This is a genomic window from Methylocystis sp. Sn-Cys, from assembly GCF_016745395.1.
Lineage (GTDB): Bacteria > Pseudomonadota > Alphaproteobacteria > Rhizobiales > Beijerinckiaceae > Methylocystis > Methylocystis iwaonis.
Genome location: NZ_JAERVJ010000007.1, coordinates 170,256 through 185,841 on the forward strand (window position 1 = coordinate 170,256; position 15,586 = coordinate 185,841).

Here is a 15,586-nt window from a genome sequence, read left to right on the forward strand (position 1 = left end):
GCCACGCCGCAAGGGTGTGACGCGAGTCACATATCTCGGAAGCGTCATGGCCGGGCTTGTCCCGGCCACCCACGCCAATGGGCACGGCCACCCCGGGGACGGAACCAGCTTTTCGTTCACCCCATCCCCCGCGTCATTGCGCGGCGTGGATGGCCGGGACAAGCCCGGCCAGGACGCGGGCAGCGAAGTGAACAAGCGTGCGGGCGATAGGCATCGACAGCCTCGACATGTTTCCGCCGCCGCTGTACGGGTCTCCCCACCGAGATTCAGGACGAATAAATGCCCGACCTTCTGCTCGAACTCTTCTCCGAGGAAATTCCCGCGCGCATGCAGCGGCAGGCGGCCGACGAGCTGCGGAAGCTTGTCACCAATGCGCTTGTCGAGCGCGGCCTGACCTATGAGGGCGCGGCCGCCTACGCCACGCCGCGGCGGCTCGCCTTGCAGGTGGTCGGGCTGCCCGGCCGCCAGCCGGATGTGCGCGAGGAGCGCAAAGGCCCGCGCGTCGGCGCGCCCGAGGCGGCGGTCGCCGGCTTTCTGAAAAGCGCGGGTCTCGCCTCGCTGGATCAGGCCCGGATCGAGAAAGATAAAAAGGGCGCGGAATTCTACCTCGCGGTGATCGAGCGCCCCGGCGCCGAGACGATCGAGGTTCTCGCCGACCTCCTGCCGGCGATCATCAAAAGCTTCCCCTGGCCGAAATCCATGCGCTGGGGCGCGGCCTCCGAGCGCACGGACAGCCTGCGCTGGGTGCGCCCGCTGCATTCCATCGTCGCGACTTTCGGCCCAGAGACGGAGACGCCGGAGATCGTGCCCTTCGAGGTCGACGGCATAAAGTCGGGCGACGCCACGCGCGGCCATCGCTTCATGTCGCCGGGCGAATTCCGCGTGAGGCGCTTCGAGGACTACGCCATGTCGCTGGAGCGCGCCAAGGTCGTTCTCGACCCGGACCGCCGGCGCGACATTATTCTGCATGACGCCAAAGACCTCGCCTTCGCCCAGCATTTGGAGCTTGTCGAGGACGCCGGGCTTCTGGAGGAAGTCTCCGGCCTCGTCGAATGGCCCGTGACGCTGATGGGGTCCTTCGACGAAAGCTTCCTCTCCGTTCCGCCGGAAGTCATTCGCGCGACGATCCGCGTGAACCAGAAGTGCTTCGTGCTGCGCAAGCAGGACGGAACGCTCGCCAATCGTTTCATCCTCGTCTCCAACATCGAGGCGAGCGACCATGGCGCGACGATCGTGGCCGGCAATGAGCGCCCCATCGCCGCGCGCCTGTCGGATGCGAAGTTCTTCTATGAGACTGATCTGAAGACGAAGCTCGAAGAGCGTCTCCCCAAGCTCGATCAGATCGTCTTCCATGAGAAGCTCGGCACGCAGGGCGCGCGGGTGAAGCGCATCGCGGCGCTCGCGAGGGAGCTTGCGCCGATCGTCGGCGCGGACCCGGACAAGGCCGCGCGGGCGGCGACGCTGTGCAAGGCCGATCTCGTGACCGAGATGGTCGGCGAATTCCCCGAGCTGCAAGGGCTGATGGGCAGCTATTATGCGAAAGCGCAGGGCGAGGACTCGTCGGTCGCGAGCGCCTGCTACGAGCATTACAAGCCACAAGGCCAAGGCGATTATGTGCCGACCGATCCGGTCTCCATCGCCGTGGCGCTCGCCGACAAGCTCGACACGCTCGTGGGCTTCTGGGCAATCGACGAGAAGCCGACAGGCAGCAAAGACCCCTATGCCCTGCGCCGCGCCGCGCTGGGGGTGATTAGAGTGGTTTTGGAAAACCAGATTCGAATTAACCTAAGCCCGGCAATTCGATGGGGCGTCCTGACATATCTCTGCTTTGGGTTTAGGCCAGAGCTTGGCTATGTAGCCCTTGCCCGGGACTATGACCCCCAGACAGAAAATGCTCCTTCGCCGCATTGGGGAAACGAGCCCTACCGCACCTTGCTCAATTACGATGGGTTCGTTGATGAGAAGGGAGCGGATGCCGGATCGGCTCAAATGGGTTATCCTGACCTTAGTCACGGTCCAGATGGAGCGGAAGACGAAATTGCCCGTCGCTCCGCAGCGTACGAGGAACTGAAAAAGCGTCTCAGCGAGCTGGATAGCTTTCATCCGTTTGTTGTTTTCGGACCACCGTTGGACCACAGCGGGTCGTCTGTTGCTAGCAACGGTCTTGTTGACGACTTGGAGCGCACGCCCCACCTTCGTTCTATTTATGAAAGGCCGGCGGCCTTCATAACGACTACGCTTGTTCCTTTTTTCGTCGATCGCCTGAAGGTCTACTTGCGCGACAAGGGCGCCCGTTACGATCTCATTGACGCGGCGCTCGGAGCCGTGGCCCTCGCCGACGGCGAGGCGGCCGCGCCGCTTCAGGACGATCTGCTCATGATCACGAAAAAGGTCGAAGCGCTCGACTCCTTCCTCGCCACCGACGACGGCAAGAACCTGCTCGCCGGCTTCAAGCGCGCCGTGAATATTCTGAAAGCCGAGGAAAAGAAGGACGGCCCCGAGGCCTACGCCCAACGCCATGCCCCGAACCTGCGCATCGAGCCGCAAGAGCACAAGCTCGCCGCGGCCATCGCCCGCGCCGGCGAAGAGACCGCCGAGCGGCTGAAGAAGGAAGACTTCGCCGACGCCATGCGCGCGCTCTCGAAGCTGCGCGAGCCGGTCGACGAATTCTTCGACAAAGTGACGGTGAACGCCGAAAACGCCGACCTGCGCCTCAACCGCCTGCGCCTGCTCACCGAGCTGCGCCGCGTGATGATGGGCGTGGCGGATTTCGGCAAGGTCGCCGGCGAGGCGACCGCGTAACGCTGGCGCGCCCGCGCCGCATACACACGTCATCACCGCACAGCCTCGTCATGGCCGGGCTTGTCCCGGCCATCCACGCCGAGCAGGCGCCAGAGCGTGCGGGGCCTGATGAGTTACGACGGGGCCTCGCCTGCCCGGCAGCACGTCCCGAGGTCGGCCGTATCCCTCGGCGTGGATGGCCGGGACAAGCCCGGCCATGACGGCCGTTTGGACGCGTTACCGTTTCCGTTTGAACAGCTCGCTTTGGGGCGTGTCATTCCCGGCGGGCTGAAAGCCCGACCGGGAATCCAGAGCCACAAGAACGCTGGTTCTGCTCTGGATTCCCGATCGCTCGCTTTGCGAGCGTCGGGAATGACACGGGATCTCGAATTACGCCCCGTTCCCAGTGAAGCTCCTCGGCGCCGGGGAAATAATCTTCGCCGCGCCGCCGCCGATTTCGAGCACCGAAAGCCCGCGTTCATTCGTGCCGTCGGGCCGGAAGCGGAAGACGCCGTCGGCGCCGTTGAAGCCCGACGGATTGGTGAGCACGCTCTCGGAGTAGCGCTGCGAGCCCTGCGAGCGCGACAATGCGATCGCCAGCGACACGGCGTCGTAAGCGAGCGTCGCGATGCGCGCCGGGTCCGAGCCGAATTTCGCCTTGTAGCGCTGCGCGAAGGCGTTGAAGCCGGCGTTCTCCGGCGCCGTGAACCAGGCGCCCTGCAGCGCCGGCAGGTTCAGCGCGCGCGAGTCGTTCCACAAGCCAGTGCCGATGATCTGCACCTTCTTCGAGTCGATGCCATTGGCGACGAGCTCTTTCGAGACGCCGCCCATGGCGTCGGCCTGTTCGGGGACGAAAATCGCGTCGAACTGGTCGCGGGCGGCGGCGAGGCGCTGGACGGATTCGCCCGGCGCGCCGGGCTTATAGCGCTCGATCATCGGCACGCGCAGGCCGTAATTCGCCGCGCTCTGCTGGAACTGCGCCAGCGCCAACGTCCCGTAATCATTATCGGGCGCCAGAACGGCGATCGATTTCTTGCCCCGCTGCGCCGCGAAGCTCACGCCGCGATCGACATAGCCTTCCACGAGGAAGGAGAGGAGATAATTCCCCTTCCCCGCCGCCGAGGAATCGGTCGAGAAAGCGATCACGGGCTTGCTGGCGGAATGCGCCACCCGGCCCGCTTCCTTCACATCGGTCGCAAAGACCGGGCCGAGGATGATTTCCGCGCCCTCGTTGACGGCCTCCTGGGTCGCGGCTGCGGCGCCGGCCGGCGTGGATTTGTCGTCCTTGACCAGAATGGTCACGTCATTTGACCCGCTGTCGGCATAAGCGAGCTTGGCGGCGTTGCGCAAAGAGGCGCCGACCGACGACGGGCCATTGGGGCCGGTCAGCGGCACCACGAGGCCGACCTTCACCGCGCCATTGCCGATCATCTCATTGGCGTCGGCGGTCGCGACCTGCCCCGTGGGCGGCGCGCCGGCGCCGAGATTCTTCGCGCCGGGGATGCCCGGCCCCGCGCCCGGGTGGCACGCCGCGAGCGTCAGCGCCGCCGCGCCGGCGAGAAGCCCCGCACGCAAGCGCCTGACAGCGCCGGGAAAACCGACTGAAAAACCCATCTTCATAGAGACCCCGAGCCCCCGCGCCTGAGCCGCCAGGGCCGCGCGCGCATGTTTCCTGTGCATAGGGTCCGTCTCCCGATGCGAATGTCAATAGATGCGGCTTTTGGGCGTTAATTGAGGCCTTGCGGAGACCGCCCGGATCGTTCCATATTCCGAACATTCGGACGAAAAAACGAACGATTTGGAGATTGCCAGCATGGCCGCCGACGACGCCCCCTCTCCCGCCGCGGGCTACACGGCGTTCGGCCTGCGCGCCGAGGCCGAAAAAATCGAACCTGGCCTGCATGTTGTCGCCACGCCAATCGGCAATTTGAAGGATATTTCCTTCCGCGCGCTCTCGACGCTCGCCGCCGCCGACGCCGTTGTGGCGGAGGACACGCGCGTCACCAAAAACCTGTTGGCGCATTATGGAATCTCGACGCCGCTCGTCGCCTATCACGAGCACAATGCGGCGGTGATTCGACCGCATCTGTTGGCGCGGCTGGAATCGGGCGCGAAGCTGGCGCTCGTCTCCGACGCCGGCACGCCGCTCGTCTCGGACCCCGGCTTCAAGCTGGTGCAGGAGGCGCTGGAGAAGGGGCTGCATGTCACTTCCGTCCCCGGCCCTTCCGCCGTCCTGGCCTCGCTCGTCGTCGCCGGCCTGCCGACCGACCGCTTCTTCTTCGAGGGCTTCCTGCCGCACAAAAGCGGCCCCCGGCGGGCGCGGCTTGCGGAGCTCGCACAGATTCCCGGTACGCTGGTCTTCTTCGAAAGCCCCCGCCGCCTCGCCGAGACGCTGGCCGATTGCGCCGCTGTGCTCGGCCCGCGCAGCGCCGCCATCGCCCGCGAGCTGACCAAAATGTATGAATCCGTGCGGCGCGGGCGGCTGGATGCGCTCTCCGAAGCGCTGGCCAATGAGGAGCCGCCCAGGGGCGAGATCGTGCTGCTGGTGGCGCCGCCAGAGGCGGGCGCGGCGGAGGTCGCGGCTGCGGATCTCGACGCGAAAATCGAGGCCGCCCTGGGGTCTTATTCGGTCAAGGACGCCGCCAGCGTCGTGTCGGCGGAGACCGGCCAGCCGCGCCGACAGGTCTATGCGCGGGCGCTGCAATTGGCGGCCGAGCGCGGGAAGTAATGAGCCCTGTCATTCCCGACGCTCGCGCAGCGAGCGATGGGGAATCCAGAGAAAACCAGCGCTATTTTGGCTCTGGATTCCCGATCGGGCCTTTGGCCCGTCGGGAATGACAAAAGCCCCAAAAGCGGGATTCTGAAGGGTAAGGTAAGATAGCTCTCTTTTTTGCAGCTCTTTTCATGGCGCAGTGATGAAGCACAGGGACGGGGACGCGCGCCGCTCCGCATTTGCCTATGGCCTGCGCTCGGAAACCATCGCAGCCCTGTGGCTGCGCGTGCAGCTCTATACGATCCTCGACCGGAATTTCCGCACGCAGGGCGGCGAAATCGACATCGTCGCAAAGCGCGGAGACACAGTCGTTTTTGTCGAAGTGAAGGCGCGCGGCGATCTGGCGGACGCAGCCATCTCGATCACGCCGCAAAAGCAGCGCCGCATCTCACGCGCTGTCGACCGTTGGATCGCAGCGAACCCTTGGGCGATGCGCTGCACGCTACGCGGCGACGCGATCTTCATCGCGCCCGGGAAATTGCCGCGGCATTTGGAGAATGCTTTCGAGCTGCGGGTGGGGTGAGAGGGCGCAATGAAGCGCGCCAGACTCCTAATAAACTGGCGCCGACGCCCCTCGTGCTTCGAGACGGCTGCTGCGCAGCCTCCTCAGCATGAGGGGCTTCTGCATTCTACGTCAACCACTTAGGCCTCATCCTGAGGAGCGAGCGAAGCTCGCGTCTCGAAGGATGAGGCCGCCTCGGAAGTTTATCAAGAAACGGAGGGCGCGATCGGAGCGCCCCTGAATCACCCCGCCGTATCCATAAACCGCCGCCGCTTTCCCTCCAGCGCCGCCGCCGTCAGCACGCCGCTCTTGAAGGCGTGGGTGTCGAGGTTGATGCGGGTCACCAGATTTTCCACGCGCGCATGCGGCGTGTGGCCATGCACGATCACCTTTTCGAACGGCCCCCGGTAATTCAAGAACTCATAGCGAATCCACATGAGATCGCCGGGGTCTTGCCGCTCCAGCGGCACATGCGGCCGCACGCCGGCGTGGCAGAAGAAATAGCCGCCATATTCTGCAGAATACTGCGTCTCTTCGAGAAAACGCCGATGCGATTGCGGGAAGCGCTCGAGAAAGGCCGCCAGCACCGCCGGCGCGCCGCCGCGCTTCATCTCGAGGCCCGCGTCGACGCCATAGGAGGCGAGCGTGGTCAGACCGCCAAAGGCGACGAATTGGTCGAGCATCGCTGGGTCGTCGAGATAGCGCAGCATCTCGTCTTCGTGATTGCCGCGCAGCGTCACGATCGGCGTTGGGAAATCCCGCCGCGCCAGACGGTCGATGACGCCACGCGAGTCGAGGCCGCGATCGACATAATCGCCGAGAAAAACGCAGACTGCCGCGCTGTAGTCGCCTTTGCGCAAATCGTCGTCTATGGTCTGGGCAAGACGATCCAGCAGATCGGCGCGGCCATGAATGTCTCCGATTGCATAGATGCGCATGCCGTCCGGCGCCGCGGCGTTCGAGATCGTTGTTTCATCCATCGGAACCTCCGATCCAATATTTTGGGCGCGCGGGGCGAAGGGCGAAAACCGCCGATGGCGCCATTGGCGCCACGGGCTGTGGTGCTTCCAATCATGGTTCCGCTATCGACAATGCCACGATGACGAATCTCCCAGGCCGAGGGGCTAATGCCGAAATTTAGTGCCATCCTGCGCCGCCGCTTTCTCGTCGGCCTTCTCATGCTTTTCAGCGCCCTGACCGCTTCGCTTGCGCCCGGGCGCGCCGAGGCGCCGGACGAGACCTACAAGGCGCTTGGCGTTTCCAAGGGCGCCACCCCCAAGGAACTCTATGAGGCGCTGGAAAAGCGTTATCATGATGAAGCCCAGGGCGCGGGCAAGGGATCGCTGGCCAAATATTGGGAGCCGATTCCGATCTCGAAATATCTAAATCCGCATTCCTTCTATAAGCCGCCGCAGACGATCGACGTCGACGCCTCGCGGGCCCAATGCGTCGAATGCCACCAGCAGACCTCCCCCGGCTGGACTCATAGCTGGCAAAGGAGCGTTCACGGCAATCTGGATCAAATCCGCAATCTGCCGGAGAGCGACTCCCGCGCCTATAAGAAGGCGATGATCAAGGAGGTCGAGGCGAACCTTCAGTCGATGGGCAAGCTCAAGGCTGGAGAGACCTTGAAGGAAGTCGGCTGCATCGACTGCCACATGGGCGTCGGCCAGGATCACGGCCAGCATAAGACCGAGCTGAAAATGCCCGACGCCGCCGCCTGCGGCCAGTGTCACGTGCAGCAATTCGCCGAGCGCGAATCCGAGCGCGACACTTTCACCTGGCCGCAGGACCAGTGGAAGCCGGGCCATCCGTCACACGCGCTCTCCTATAAGGCCAATGTCGAGAACGCCATTTGGGCGGCGATGGAGCAGCGCGAAGTGGCCGAGGGCTGCACCTTCTGTCACACGCCGCAGACGACGTGTAACTCCTGCCATACGCGCCACGAATTTTCGGCCGTGGAGGCCCGCAAGCCGCAGGCCTGCGCGCAATGCCACAATGGCGTCGATCATAATGAGTTCGAAGGCTACATGCTTTCGAAGCATGGCACGGTCTATCAGGCGCGCGGCGATCAGTGGGACTGGAACGCCCGCCTCGCCGACGCGCTCGACAATGGCCATATGAACGCGCCGACCTGCCAGTTCTGTCATATGGAATATGAGGGCAAGTTCACGCATAATATGGTGCGCAAGGCGCGCTGGGCCTTCATGCCCATGCCGAAGATCGCCGACAATCTGAACCACCCCTGGTTCACGGCGCGCAAGGAGTCATGGGTCTCGACCTGCTCGAACTGTCATTCCGACAGTTTCGCGCGCGCCTATCTCGACGGCATGGACAAGGGCGTCGTCTCGGGGCTCGAGATCACCGAAAAGTCGCGCAGCGTGCTGGTGAAGCTCTATAACGACAAGCTGCTGCCGGGCCAGAAGACCAACCGCCCCGCGCCTCCGGCGCCGGAGAAGGACGACGCCGGCGCCTTCTTCCAGCTCTTCTGGCAGAAGGGCAATAGTCCTTCGGCGGTGGAATATGAGTTCGCCGAAATGTGGGAGCACCATCAGATCAAGCACTATAGGGCGCTCGCGCATATGAACCCCGGCGGCTACACCTATTCCGAAGGCTGGTCGCAGCTCGTCAAGAGCGCCGCAAAGATCAACGACGAGGATACGCGGCTGCGCGAAGCGGCGGAGATTCGCACGGAGTTGAAGCGCATCGCCGGCGAGAAGCGCGGCGATCTCGAGTTCGACTCGCCGCAGCAGCGCCTCATCGCGGCGGGCCTCGGCGCCATCGCCGTGCTGCTGGGCGGCGCCTTCCTGCTGAGAAGGAAGCGCCAGTAAGAGCCTCTCGTCATTGCGAGGAGCGAAGCGACGAAGCAATCCAGGGCCGTGATCGCTGCTCTGGATTGCTTCGCTTCGCTCGCAATGACGGGCTGATTGGGGCTTGTCATTCCCGGCGGGCTGCAAGCCCGACCGGGAATCCAGAGCCACAAGAACTTAGTTTTGGGCTGGATTCCCGATCGCTCGCTTTGCGAGCGTCGGGAATGACATCGGATACAAATCGACTGCGCGAGGGTGCATGAAAAACATAATCGGCGCCGGGCTCATCGCCATCGGCATCGCCCTCCTCGGCTGGGCGGGATATTCCAGCCTGCGCCCCCCGTCCCACTACTCTTTGACGATCGCCGCCGCGCCTGACGATGCGGCGAAGGAAGTCGCGAGCCTTGGCCTTGCGCCCGACGCGTTGCAACGTGTCGAGATCTCGATCCCCCAGGAACGGCGCCCCATCGCCGCCGGCCTTGTCGCGCGCGAGGGCGGGCGGCTGAGCCCGCTCGTCTGGCGCAATGAGGTAACGGAGCCGATCCTGTTTGCGGACGTCTCCGCCGCTGACATTACGAAAGTGCTGACGGCCATTCGCGATCATGTCGGCGAAGACGCCGTCGTTCTCGCCTGGTGGGATTTGTCGCGCGCCATTCGCCTCGCCGCCAAGCGCAATGCGCCGCTCGACGACGCGCGCGCAAGCGGTTTGCTGATTCCCGCGGCGTGGCCCGACGCACAGGGAGCCGAGCAGGCGCGCTTGGGCGCGGGAGCGGCCCCGAAATCATCGGAAACATTTGACCGTTTCATCGACGCGCTGCTCTCGGACGAAAAGCGCGGCTCCGAGACATTATCCGAAATTGCGGCCGGCAAGCCCGCCTATGTCGCCGTGCATATTTCGGATGTCTGGAAGGTTGCCGCCGCGCGGCCCGAGCGCCTGTCCATCGCCTATAAGGATTTCCCGTCCTCGGGCGTGTCGCATGGCGTCATCAAATCCGCCACGCAATGGATGCGTGAGCAGAAGATCGACGGCGGCTTCGCCGTGGAGCCGATCGGCGGCGCGACGCGGCTGCACTATTTCGCGCGCAAGGGCGACAGCGATGCGTTGATCGCCAAGCTCCTGCCTTTCTCGACGTCGAATCCGGCGCAATTGGAGAGGCTGGAGCTTGTGTATCAGCATAAGGGCTGGTGGATCTATCGGTTGAAGTGAGACAAAAGCCCCGCTTATTGCGGCGTGCGTGCGCGCCGCTCGGACAAGCGCGCCATGGCCGCCTGAGCGGTTTGGTAGGCCCTCGCCTCCGAGCCTTTATAGAGGCCTTTTTCAATCGGAAGCGCGTTTCCCGCCGCGTAGACTTCCCATTGCCACATGGCGTTATGCCCAGCGCCCCCTCTGGAGCGCACTCTCACGGTATAGGTCTGGTCCGGCTTTTCATTCGTCATGGCTGACTATCGCACGCCGAACCAGCCAATGATACCGTTTCCGTTTGAACAGCTCGGATTGCCATTCGAGTGCAGAGCCACAAAAGCGCTAGTTTTGCCAGGCGCCCGTCATTGCGAGCGAAGCGAAGCAATCCAGGGCGGCGATGCGGCCCTGGATTGCTTCGTCGGCTCCGCCTCCTCGCAATGACGGCGGTGAGTCCCTGTGTATCCAACCGGCGCGAGCGTCGGTGATGGCGCCGAACGGATCAAGCGGATCTCGTATGATACCGTTTCCGCTCGAGTAGCTCGCATGGGGCCTTGTCATTCCCGGCGGGCTAAAAGCCCGACCGGGAATCCAGAGCCGCCAGAGCAATTCCCGATCCCTTGCGCCGCGAATAACAACGCACCAATCGAGCGGATTCCTGAAAGCGGGCGCGTTTCATTCGCAGCGCAGCGCGCCCTTAGCTGCGAAGCGCCGTCGCCAGCCGCGCAATCCCTTCTTCGATCTCTTTCTCGGTGAGCGCGACGAAGCCCAGCATGAGCAGCCGGTCGCCCCCATCGTTACTATCGAAGCGCAGCGCCGAGCCCGTCGCCAGCGAGCAGACGCCGACGCCCGCCGCCAGCCCCTTGGCCTCGACTTCCGCCGCGCTGGGGAATCGGTCGGGCAGCTTCCACACGAGATGCATGCCGGCTTGCTCGCCGTAAACCTCACACTCGCCGAAATGCTTGTGCAAGGACGCCAGCAAGGCGTCGCGGCGCTCGCGATACATCTGGCGAATGCGGCGCAGATGGCGTCCGAATTCGCCGCTGGACATGAAGTCGGCCATCGCCGCCTGCTCGAGCCAGCTTTGGCCGTTGTTCATCAGCATTTTCATGCGGCGGAAGCTCTCGACCAGCCGGCGCGGCGCGACGACGTAGCCGAGCCGCAGCCCCGGCCCCATACATTTCGAAAAAGTGCCGAGATAAATCACGCGCTCGTTGCGGTCCAAGCCTTTCAGCGCGGTCAGCGGCGATCCGACGAAGCGGAAGTCGCTGTCGTAATCATCTTCCATGATATAGGCGTTATATTGCGTCGCCCACGCCAGGAGCTCGATGCGGCGCTGCAGGCTGAGCGTCACGCCGACGGGATATTGATGCGAGGGCGTCACATAGGCGACGGCGCCTTCGACCTGCGGCAGCATCGTCACGTCGAGCCCATCGCGGTCGATCGGCACGGGATGCAGCTTGGCCCCGAGGCTTTCCAGCACATAGGCCGCGCCTTGATAGCACGGCGATTCGACGACGGCCGGCGAGCCGGGCGTCACGAGAAGGCGCCCGACGAGGTTGAAGCCGTCCTGGCAGCCGCCGACGATGATGATCTGCTCAGGATCGCAGACGACGCCGCGCGCCGGCGCGAGGTGTTTGGCGATCGCCTGACGTAATTCGAGAAGCCCGGCCGGATCGCTGTAGGTCGTGAGCTCCGAGCCCGCCGATTTCAACCGCGCCTTGATGTGGTGGGACCAGGCCTTGAGCGGGAAGCTGCGCGCATCGGGCTTACCCACCCAGAAATCGGCGACGAGACGGCGCCGATCGGGGTCGGCGAGGCGGTGCGTGCGCATGTCGCGCAGAGGCTCTGTCAAGCCGCCGTCTTTCAGCGGCGCCGGCGCGGCTGGCGCTGTTTCCGGGGCGCTGGAGGAAAAGAAAGCGGTGTCCGGCAGATCGGGGGCTACGAAGGTGCCGACATAAGGCTTGGTGCGGATATAGCCTTCGGAGACCAGCCGCTCATAAGCCAGCACCGCCGTGTTGCGTGAAACGCCAAGCTGCGCGCTGAGTTCGCGCGTCGTCGGCAACGGGTCGTTGCCGCGCAATCTGCCGTTCAGAATCATGGCGCGAATCTGGTCGAAGATCTGCGTCTGCAGAGTCGCCTTGTCGGACTCCTTCAGCATGATCGACAGTTGCACTTGGCCGCTCCGGATCACCGGAGTTAGACGACCGAGAGAGGCGATGCTCGTCATTTAGCCGTTCCCGCCCAGGGGTGGCGCCGCGCTGGCGACTTTATTCGAGGATTAAGGCGCTCTTTTGCAACCTCATAGCTCCACTTCCATGCGCATTCCTGGCGCCACGGCGCCCGCCAGCCTTGTCGGACAGCAGCAACTCGAAAAAGCTTTGCCTGGCGCCATTGATCGCAGCGCATCTGGCGCTTTTCTCCGGAGAATACTTTAGGAATTCTTGAAATCCAGAGAAAAAAGGGAGGACCGAAATGGCGCTCGCGAAGTCGAAAATTGCTCCGGCAGTCTTTTGGATCGGTTTCCTCGCTTTGGGCTTCGTTTCCAGCTTCGCCGAGCCCGGCAAGCAACATAAGGCCCTTGCTTCAGGGAAGCAGCGGCCCGCCGTCGACGCCCTCCTGGTGGAGACCGACAACCGGCCGGCGCCGAAACCCAGCCTCGCGAGACAAAATTAGTCGCGGCCGCAAGGAAGCGGGTCATGAGCCATGCCGCCGCTTTTCTTCTGTTACTGACGCTGGAGCTCGCGAGCATTCTGACGCTCTGGCTCGTCGCCACTCTCGCTGGTTGAACGCGCGCCCGCCTTGCCAACGGCCGGGCGCCTTGCCATATTTTTCAAAGGGGGCCGCGGAAAACGGCCGCCTCTTAGAAAGCGGCCCGGGCGCGATGGAGCGACGGGCCGTTTTGGCGAGGAGCAGGCGGATATGCCGGACGGGCTTGTGAAGGTCATTATCATCGGCTGCGTCGGCTTTTTCTTCGGCGCCGCGATTATCGGCTGGGTTTACGGCTGAACGAGCGCTTTCCGCCCGCCGTGACAGAAGGCTAAAACTAAGTCGCCTCCGGCCGATTTGGCGCGCCGGGCTCGAGGGCGCGCTTTTCGGATATCCGCGCGCCCTTGCGCATGTGTCTTCTTTGCAACGCCAGGGCGCCTTCACGGGGGGGAACACTGTTCCTCGCCACGGTCCAGCTTGGCCCAGGATCGCTTTGGCGTTAGCAATTTTCTCGTTTGAGAGCAGCCATTCAGCGGTCTTTCAGGGCGGGATTTGAGGGGAACCGACGGCCTGTCCCTATGGGGCGCACCCGGACAGGCCGTCTTTCTCCCGTGCGGCGACGCAAAACAAAACCGTTGAAAAGCGCGACATTGCCGCCGCCAACGCCCCGCCTCCGTTGACAATTCGCGATCGTCTGCGTGACTCTGACGCTGGTCGGTTTGGCGGGGTCGATTGATGGGGCACAGCGACTTGCAGAAGCCCGCGCTGGGCGTCGCCACGATTCAAGCGAAAACCCCGGAAGCCGCCGCCAAACGCCTCAGCGTCTTGTTTGGACAAGACTTGTCCGTCTCGTTCCTCGAGAACAAGGACGCATTCCGGTTGCGCTGCACGGCCGTCCGGCTGGGCAAGGCGGTATTGGTTGCAACCGAAACATCCGATGTCTTCCTTCGGCGCCCTCCATCCAACGCCGCTCTCGTCTTTGTCCCGCTGAAGGGCTCGATCTCCTATAAAATGGGTGACGGGAACTATAGTTTGGCCGCGGGGCGGAACGGCGCCATCTGGCCCCCGTTCGAAACCGTCGATATGCGGCTTCCCCAAGCCATGAGCCTGAGCCTTCATCTTCCGATGGCGGTGGCGGCGGCGCAGGCGGAAAGGCTTACCGGCCTTCCCTTCAGCGGAACGCCTTTCCACGGCATGGTGACGGCGTTCGATCTGTCCGATCCGCTCTACGCGACGCTCGCGCGCAACATGAAGCTCATCATGTCCGAGATTCTCGCTTTGGAGGCGACCGGTCTCGGCCAGCTCGCGCGCGCAGGCTATGATGAAACCCTGCAGACTCTCGCGACGGCTGCGCTGTTTCCCGCTGTCGCGCGCAAGATCAATGCGGCTGGCAGAGATACGAGCCCGCCCCCCATCCGCAAGGCCCGGGATTACATCAAGGCCCATGCGGCAGAGCCTGTGGAGTTGTCGCGGCTCGCTGCCTCGCTCGGGATGAGCATGCGGACCTTGCAGGACAATTTCAAGAAAAGCTACGGCTGCTCGCCGCGCGACTATCTGATGGAGTGTCGTCTCGAAAATGCGCGAGACCGCCTGACGCTCGCCGGCGACGCCGCGTCGGTGATCGAGATCGCCATGGACTGCGGCTTCCCCGACCATGGGCAGTTTTCGTCGAAATACCGGGCGCGTTACGGGGAGCTTCCCTCTCAAACGCTCAAGCGGGCGAGGGGCTGACGCAGGGACGCCGCCACTCGAAATCGGCCTAAAGATTCGACAAGGCTGAAAAACAGAAGACCGCCAGCGCTCCCACGCTGGCGGCCTGGAAACCGGACCGCTCGCGGCCGGTCATCCGCTTACCGACGCGATTAGAGGCGCGTCAGAGTCACAGCGGAGATGACGATCATAGCCAACATGCAAGCGGGAATCAGCCAACCCATTTGAACCTCCCTCTGGGAAACGCCATTAAAGGCGTCGTTTTTGCTGCTTTATGCGTCGGGCAGTACACCGGAGGGCCTGCTCTTTGTCAAGCCCCAACACGCCTAGCCAAGCTTCGCCGACGCGCCGAGAAGCCTACCCCCTCCCGGCAAGTCCCTGCCTCGCACACCGTCGGGGCGCAATTTTGCATCATCGTCATAATTCCTTCGGCCATTCCTGGGCGGCGTGCATTACGGTCAGTATCTCAACGTCGTTCCGCGTGACGCGATAGGGGATAATGTATGGGATGTCTGCGAGCACCAGTTCACGGGTGCCGGTCAGGCGGCCCGTGCGTCCCATGGCGGGGTGTTCGGCAAGAGAATCCACAGCCGAAACGATCCGCGCCACAACGCGCGCCGCGGCGGCGGGATTGTCCTTGAGGAAATACGCGCCGATCTGGTCGAGCCGTCGCAAGGCCCGCTTGGTCCAACGGATAGTTCGGTGGCTCATGCCTGCCGGGCAGGCTTCACATATTTGGCGATAACCTGCGCCAGTTCGGCGCTAGTGGCGAAGTCCCCGCGCTCAGCGTCGGCCAGTCCGGCCTCGATCTCTGCGAGCTGCCACGCTTCGCGCTCCACAAAGTCCTCGATCGCCTGCGCCGCGACAAAGGAGCGGGGGCGGTCGAGTTTCTCGGCCAGCTTGTCGAGCTTGGCGGCCGTTGCGTCCGGCACTCGGACAGTGAAGGCGGTCACGGGCTTAGCTTTCATTGGTTCACTTTGATTATGGGTGAATCTATTTGGCGCCGTCAACGGATTTCCTGACATGGAGCAAGGCCCACACTTGGGCCTTGGTCGGGCCGCTTAGAATTCATCAGAACAAACGGCCTCGACGCGCGTTGCACGCCATTACCCGCCCCTAGC

General features: G+C 63.7%; 12 protein-coding genes. 7 read left to right on the forward strand and 5 right to left on the reverse strand.

All coding sequences use genetic code 11. The features are described from left to right. Positions 1-279 precede the first annotated feature (279 nt). The gene (gene glyS, locus JJT62_RS14560) at positions 280-2,802 is read left to right on the forward strand and encodes a glycine--tRNA ligase subunit beta (protein ID WP_202073495.1); all 2,523 of its coding nucleotides are present in this window, start codon (positions 280-282) and stop codon (positions 2,800-2,802) included. A gap of 369 nt (positions 2,803-3,171) precedes the next feature. Here glyS and JJT62_RS14565 read toward each other — a convergent pair whose 3' ends face one another. Further along, complete coding sequence (locus JJT62_RS14565) at positions 3,172-4,395, reverse strand: penicillin-binding protein activator (RefSeq protein WP_202073559.1); 1,224 nt, start codon at positions 4,393-4,395, stop codon at positions 3,172-3,174. A gap of 199 nt (positions 4,396-4,594) precedes the next feature. On the opposite strand from JJT62_RS14565, the gene rsmI reads away from it, so the two are divergent. Together rsmI and JJT62_RS14575 are read left to right on the forward strand one after the other, a co-directional pair. After that, positions 4,595-5,509 carry a 16S rRNA (cytidine(1402)-2'-O)-methyltransferase gene (gene rsmI / locus JJT62_RS14570; RefSeq protein WP_202073496.1) on the forward strand — a complete coding sequence of 305 codons (915 nt, stop codon included), beginning with the start codon at positions 4,595-4,597 and terminating at the stop codon, positions 5,507-5,509. A gap of 187 nt (positions 5,510-5,696) precedes the next feature. After that, complete coding sequence (locus JJT62_RS14575) at positions 5,697-6,077, forward strand: YraN family protein (protein WP_202073497.1); 381 nt, start codon at positions 5,697-5,699, stop codon at positions 6,075-6,077. Between the two features lie 221 nt (positions 6,078-6,298). Here JJT62_RS14575 and JJT62_RS14580 read toward each other — a convergent pair whose 3' ends face one another. Beyond that, complete coding sequence (locus JJT62_RS14580) at positions 6,299-7,036, reverse strand: metallophosphoesterase family protein (protein WP_202073498.1); 738 nt, start codon at positions 7,034-7,036, stop codon at positions 6,299-6,301. Between the two features lie 147 nt (positions 7,037-7,183). On the opposite strand from JJT62_RS14580, the gene JJT62_RS14585 reads away from it, so the two are divergent. Continuing rightward, positions 7,184-8,887 (forward strand): multiheme c-type cytochrome, encoded by a 1,704-nt coding sequence (locus JJT62_RS14585; protein WP_202073499.1) that lies wholly within the window; start codon positions 7,184-7,186, stop codon positions 8,885-8,887. A 238-nt stretch (positions 8,888-9,125) separates the two neighbouring features. Continuing rightward, positions 9,126-10,073 carry a hydroxylamine oxidation protein HaoB gene (haoB, locus tag JJT62_RS14590; protein ID WP_202073500.1) on the forward strand — a complete coding sequence of 316 codons (948 nt, stop codon included), beginning with the start codon at positions 9,126-9,128 and terminating at the stop codon, positions 10,071-10,073. 670 nt (positions 10,074-10,743) lie between these two features. Here haoB and JJT62_RS14595 read toward each other — a convergent pair. After that, on the reverse strand, positions 10,744-12,276 hold the full coding sequence (locus JJT62_RS14595; protein WP_202073501.1) for a PLP-dependent aminotransferase family protein: 1,533 nt from the start codon (positions 12,274-12,276) through the stop codon (positions 10,744-10,746). A gap of 245 nt (positions 12,277-12,521) precedes the next feature. Here JJT62_RS14595 and JJT62_RS14600 point away from each other — a divergent pair, with 245 nt between their 5' ends. Next, positions 12,522-12,722 carry a hypothetical protein gene (locus JJT62_RS14600; protein ID WP_202073502.1) on the forward strand — a complete coding sequence of 67 codons (201 nt, stop codon included), beginning with the start codon at positions 12,522-12,524 and terminating at the stop codon, positions 12,720-12,722. A 768-nt stretch (positions 12,723-13,490) separates the two neighbouring features. Continuing rightward, positions 13,491-14,486 carry an AraC family transcriptional regulator gene (locus JJT62_RS14605; RefSeq protein ID WP_202073503.1) on the forward strand — a complete coding sequence of 332 codons (996 nt, stop codon included), beginning with the start codon at positions 13,491-13,493 and terminating at the stop codon, positions 14,484-14,486. A 396-nt stretch (positions 14,487-14,882) separates the two neighbouring features. On the opposite strand, the gene JJT62_RS14610 is transcribed toward JJT62_RS14605, so the two are convergent. Both JJT62_RS14610 and JJT62_RS14615 read right to left on the reverse strand, forming a co-directional pair. After that, the gene (locus JJT62_RS14610) at positions 14,883-15,176 is read right to left on the reverse strand and encodes a type II toxin-antitoxin system RelE/ParE family toxin (protein ID WP_202073504.1); all 294 of its coding nucleotides are present in this window, start codon (positions 15,174-15,176) and stop codon (positions 14,883-14,885) included. Beyond that, positions 15,173-15,433, reverse strand: coding sequence for a CopG family ribbon-helix-helix protein (locus tag JJT62_RS14615; RefSeq protein WP_202073505.1), 261 nt, complete (start codon positions 15,431-15,433; stop codon positions 15,173-15,175). The genes JJT62_RS14610 and JJT62_RS14615 overlap by 4 nt, the downstream gene beginning before the upstream one ends. Between the last annotated feature and the right edge of the window lie 153 nt (positions 15,434-15,586).

Excerpts from the sequence above, each read along its gene's own strand:
- JJT62_RS14595 (WP_202073501.1), bottom strand. The coding sequence starts at position 12,276 with ATGACGAGCATCGCCTCTCTCGGTCGTCTAACTCCGGTGATCCGGAGC.
- haoB (WP_202073500.1), top strand. The coding sequence starts at position 9,126 with ATGAAAAACATAATCGGCGCCGGGCTCATCGCCATCGGCATCGCCCTC.
- JJT62_RS14615 (WP_202073505.1), bottom strand. The coding sequence starts at position 15,433 with ATGAAAGCTAAGCCCGTGACCGCCTTCACTGTCCGAGTGCCGGACGCA.
- JJT62_RS14585 (WP_202073499.1), top strand. The coding sequence starts at position 7,184 with ATGCCGAAATTTAGTGCCATCCTGCGCCGCCGCTTTCTCGTCGGCCTT.
- JJT62_RS14575 (WP_202073497.1), top strand. The coding sequence starts at position 5,697 with ATGAAGCACAGGGACGGGGACGCGCGCCGCTCCGCATTTGCCTATGGC.
- JJT62_RS14600 (WP_202073502.1), top strand. The coding sequence starts at position 12,522 with ATGGCGCTCGCGAAGTCGAAAATTGCTCCGGCAGTCTTTTGGATCGGT.
- rsmI (WP_202073496.1), top strand. The coding sequence starts at position 4,595 with ATGGCCGCCGACGACGCCCCCTCTCCCGCCGCGGGCTACACGGCGTTC.
- JJT62_RS14605 (WP_202073503.1), top strand. The coding sequence starts at position 13,491 with ATGGGGCACAGCGACTTGCAGAAGCCCGCGCTGGGCGTCGCCACGATT.
- JJT62_RS14580 (WP_202073498.1), bottom strand. The coding sequence starts at position 7,036 with ATGGATGAAACAACGATCTCGAACGCCGCGGCGCCGGACGGCATGCGC.
- JJT62_RS14565 (WP_202073559.1), bottom strand. The coding sequence starts at position 4,395 with ATGGGTTTTTCAGTCGGTTTTCCCGGCGCTGTCAGGCGCTTGCGTGCG.
- JJT62_RS14610 (WP_202073504.1), bottom strand. The coding sequence starts at position 15,176 with ATGAGCCACCGAACTATCCGTTGGACCAAGCGGGCCTTGCGACGGCTC.
- glyS (WP_202073495.1), top strand. The coding sequence starts at position 280 with ATGCCCGACCTTCTGCTCGAACTCTTCTCCGAGGAAATTCCCGCGCGC.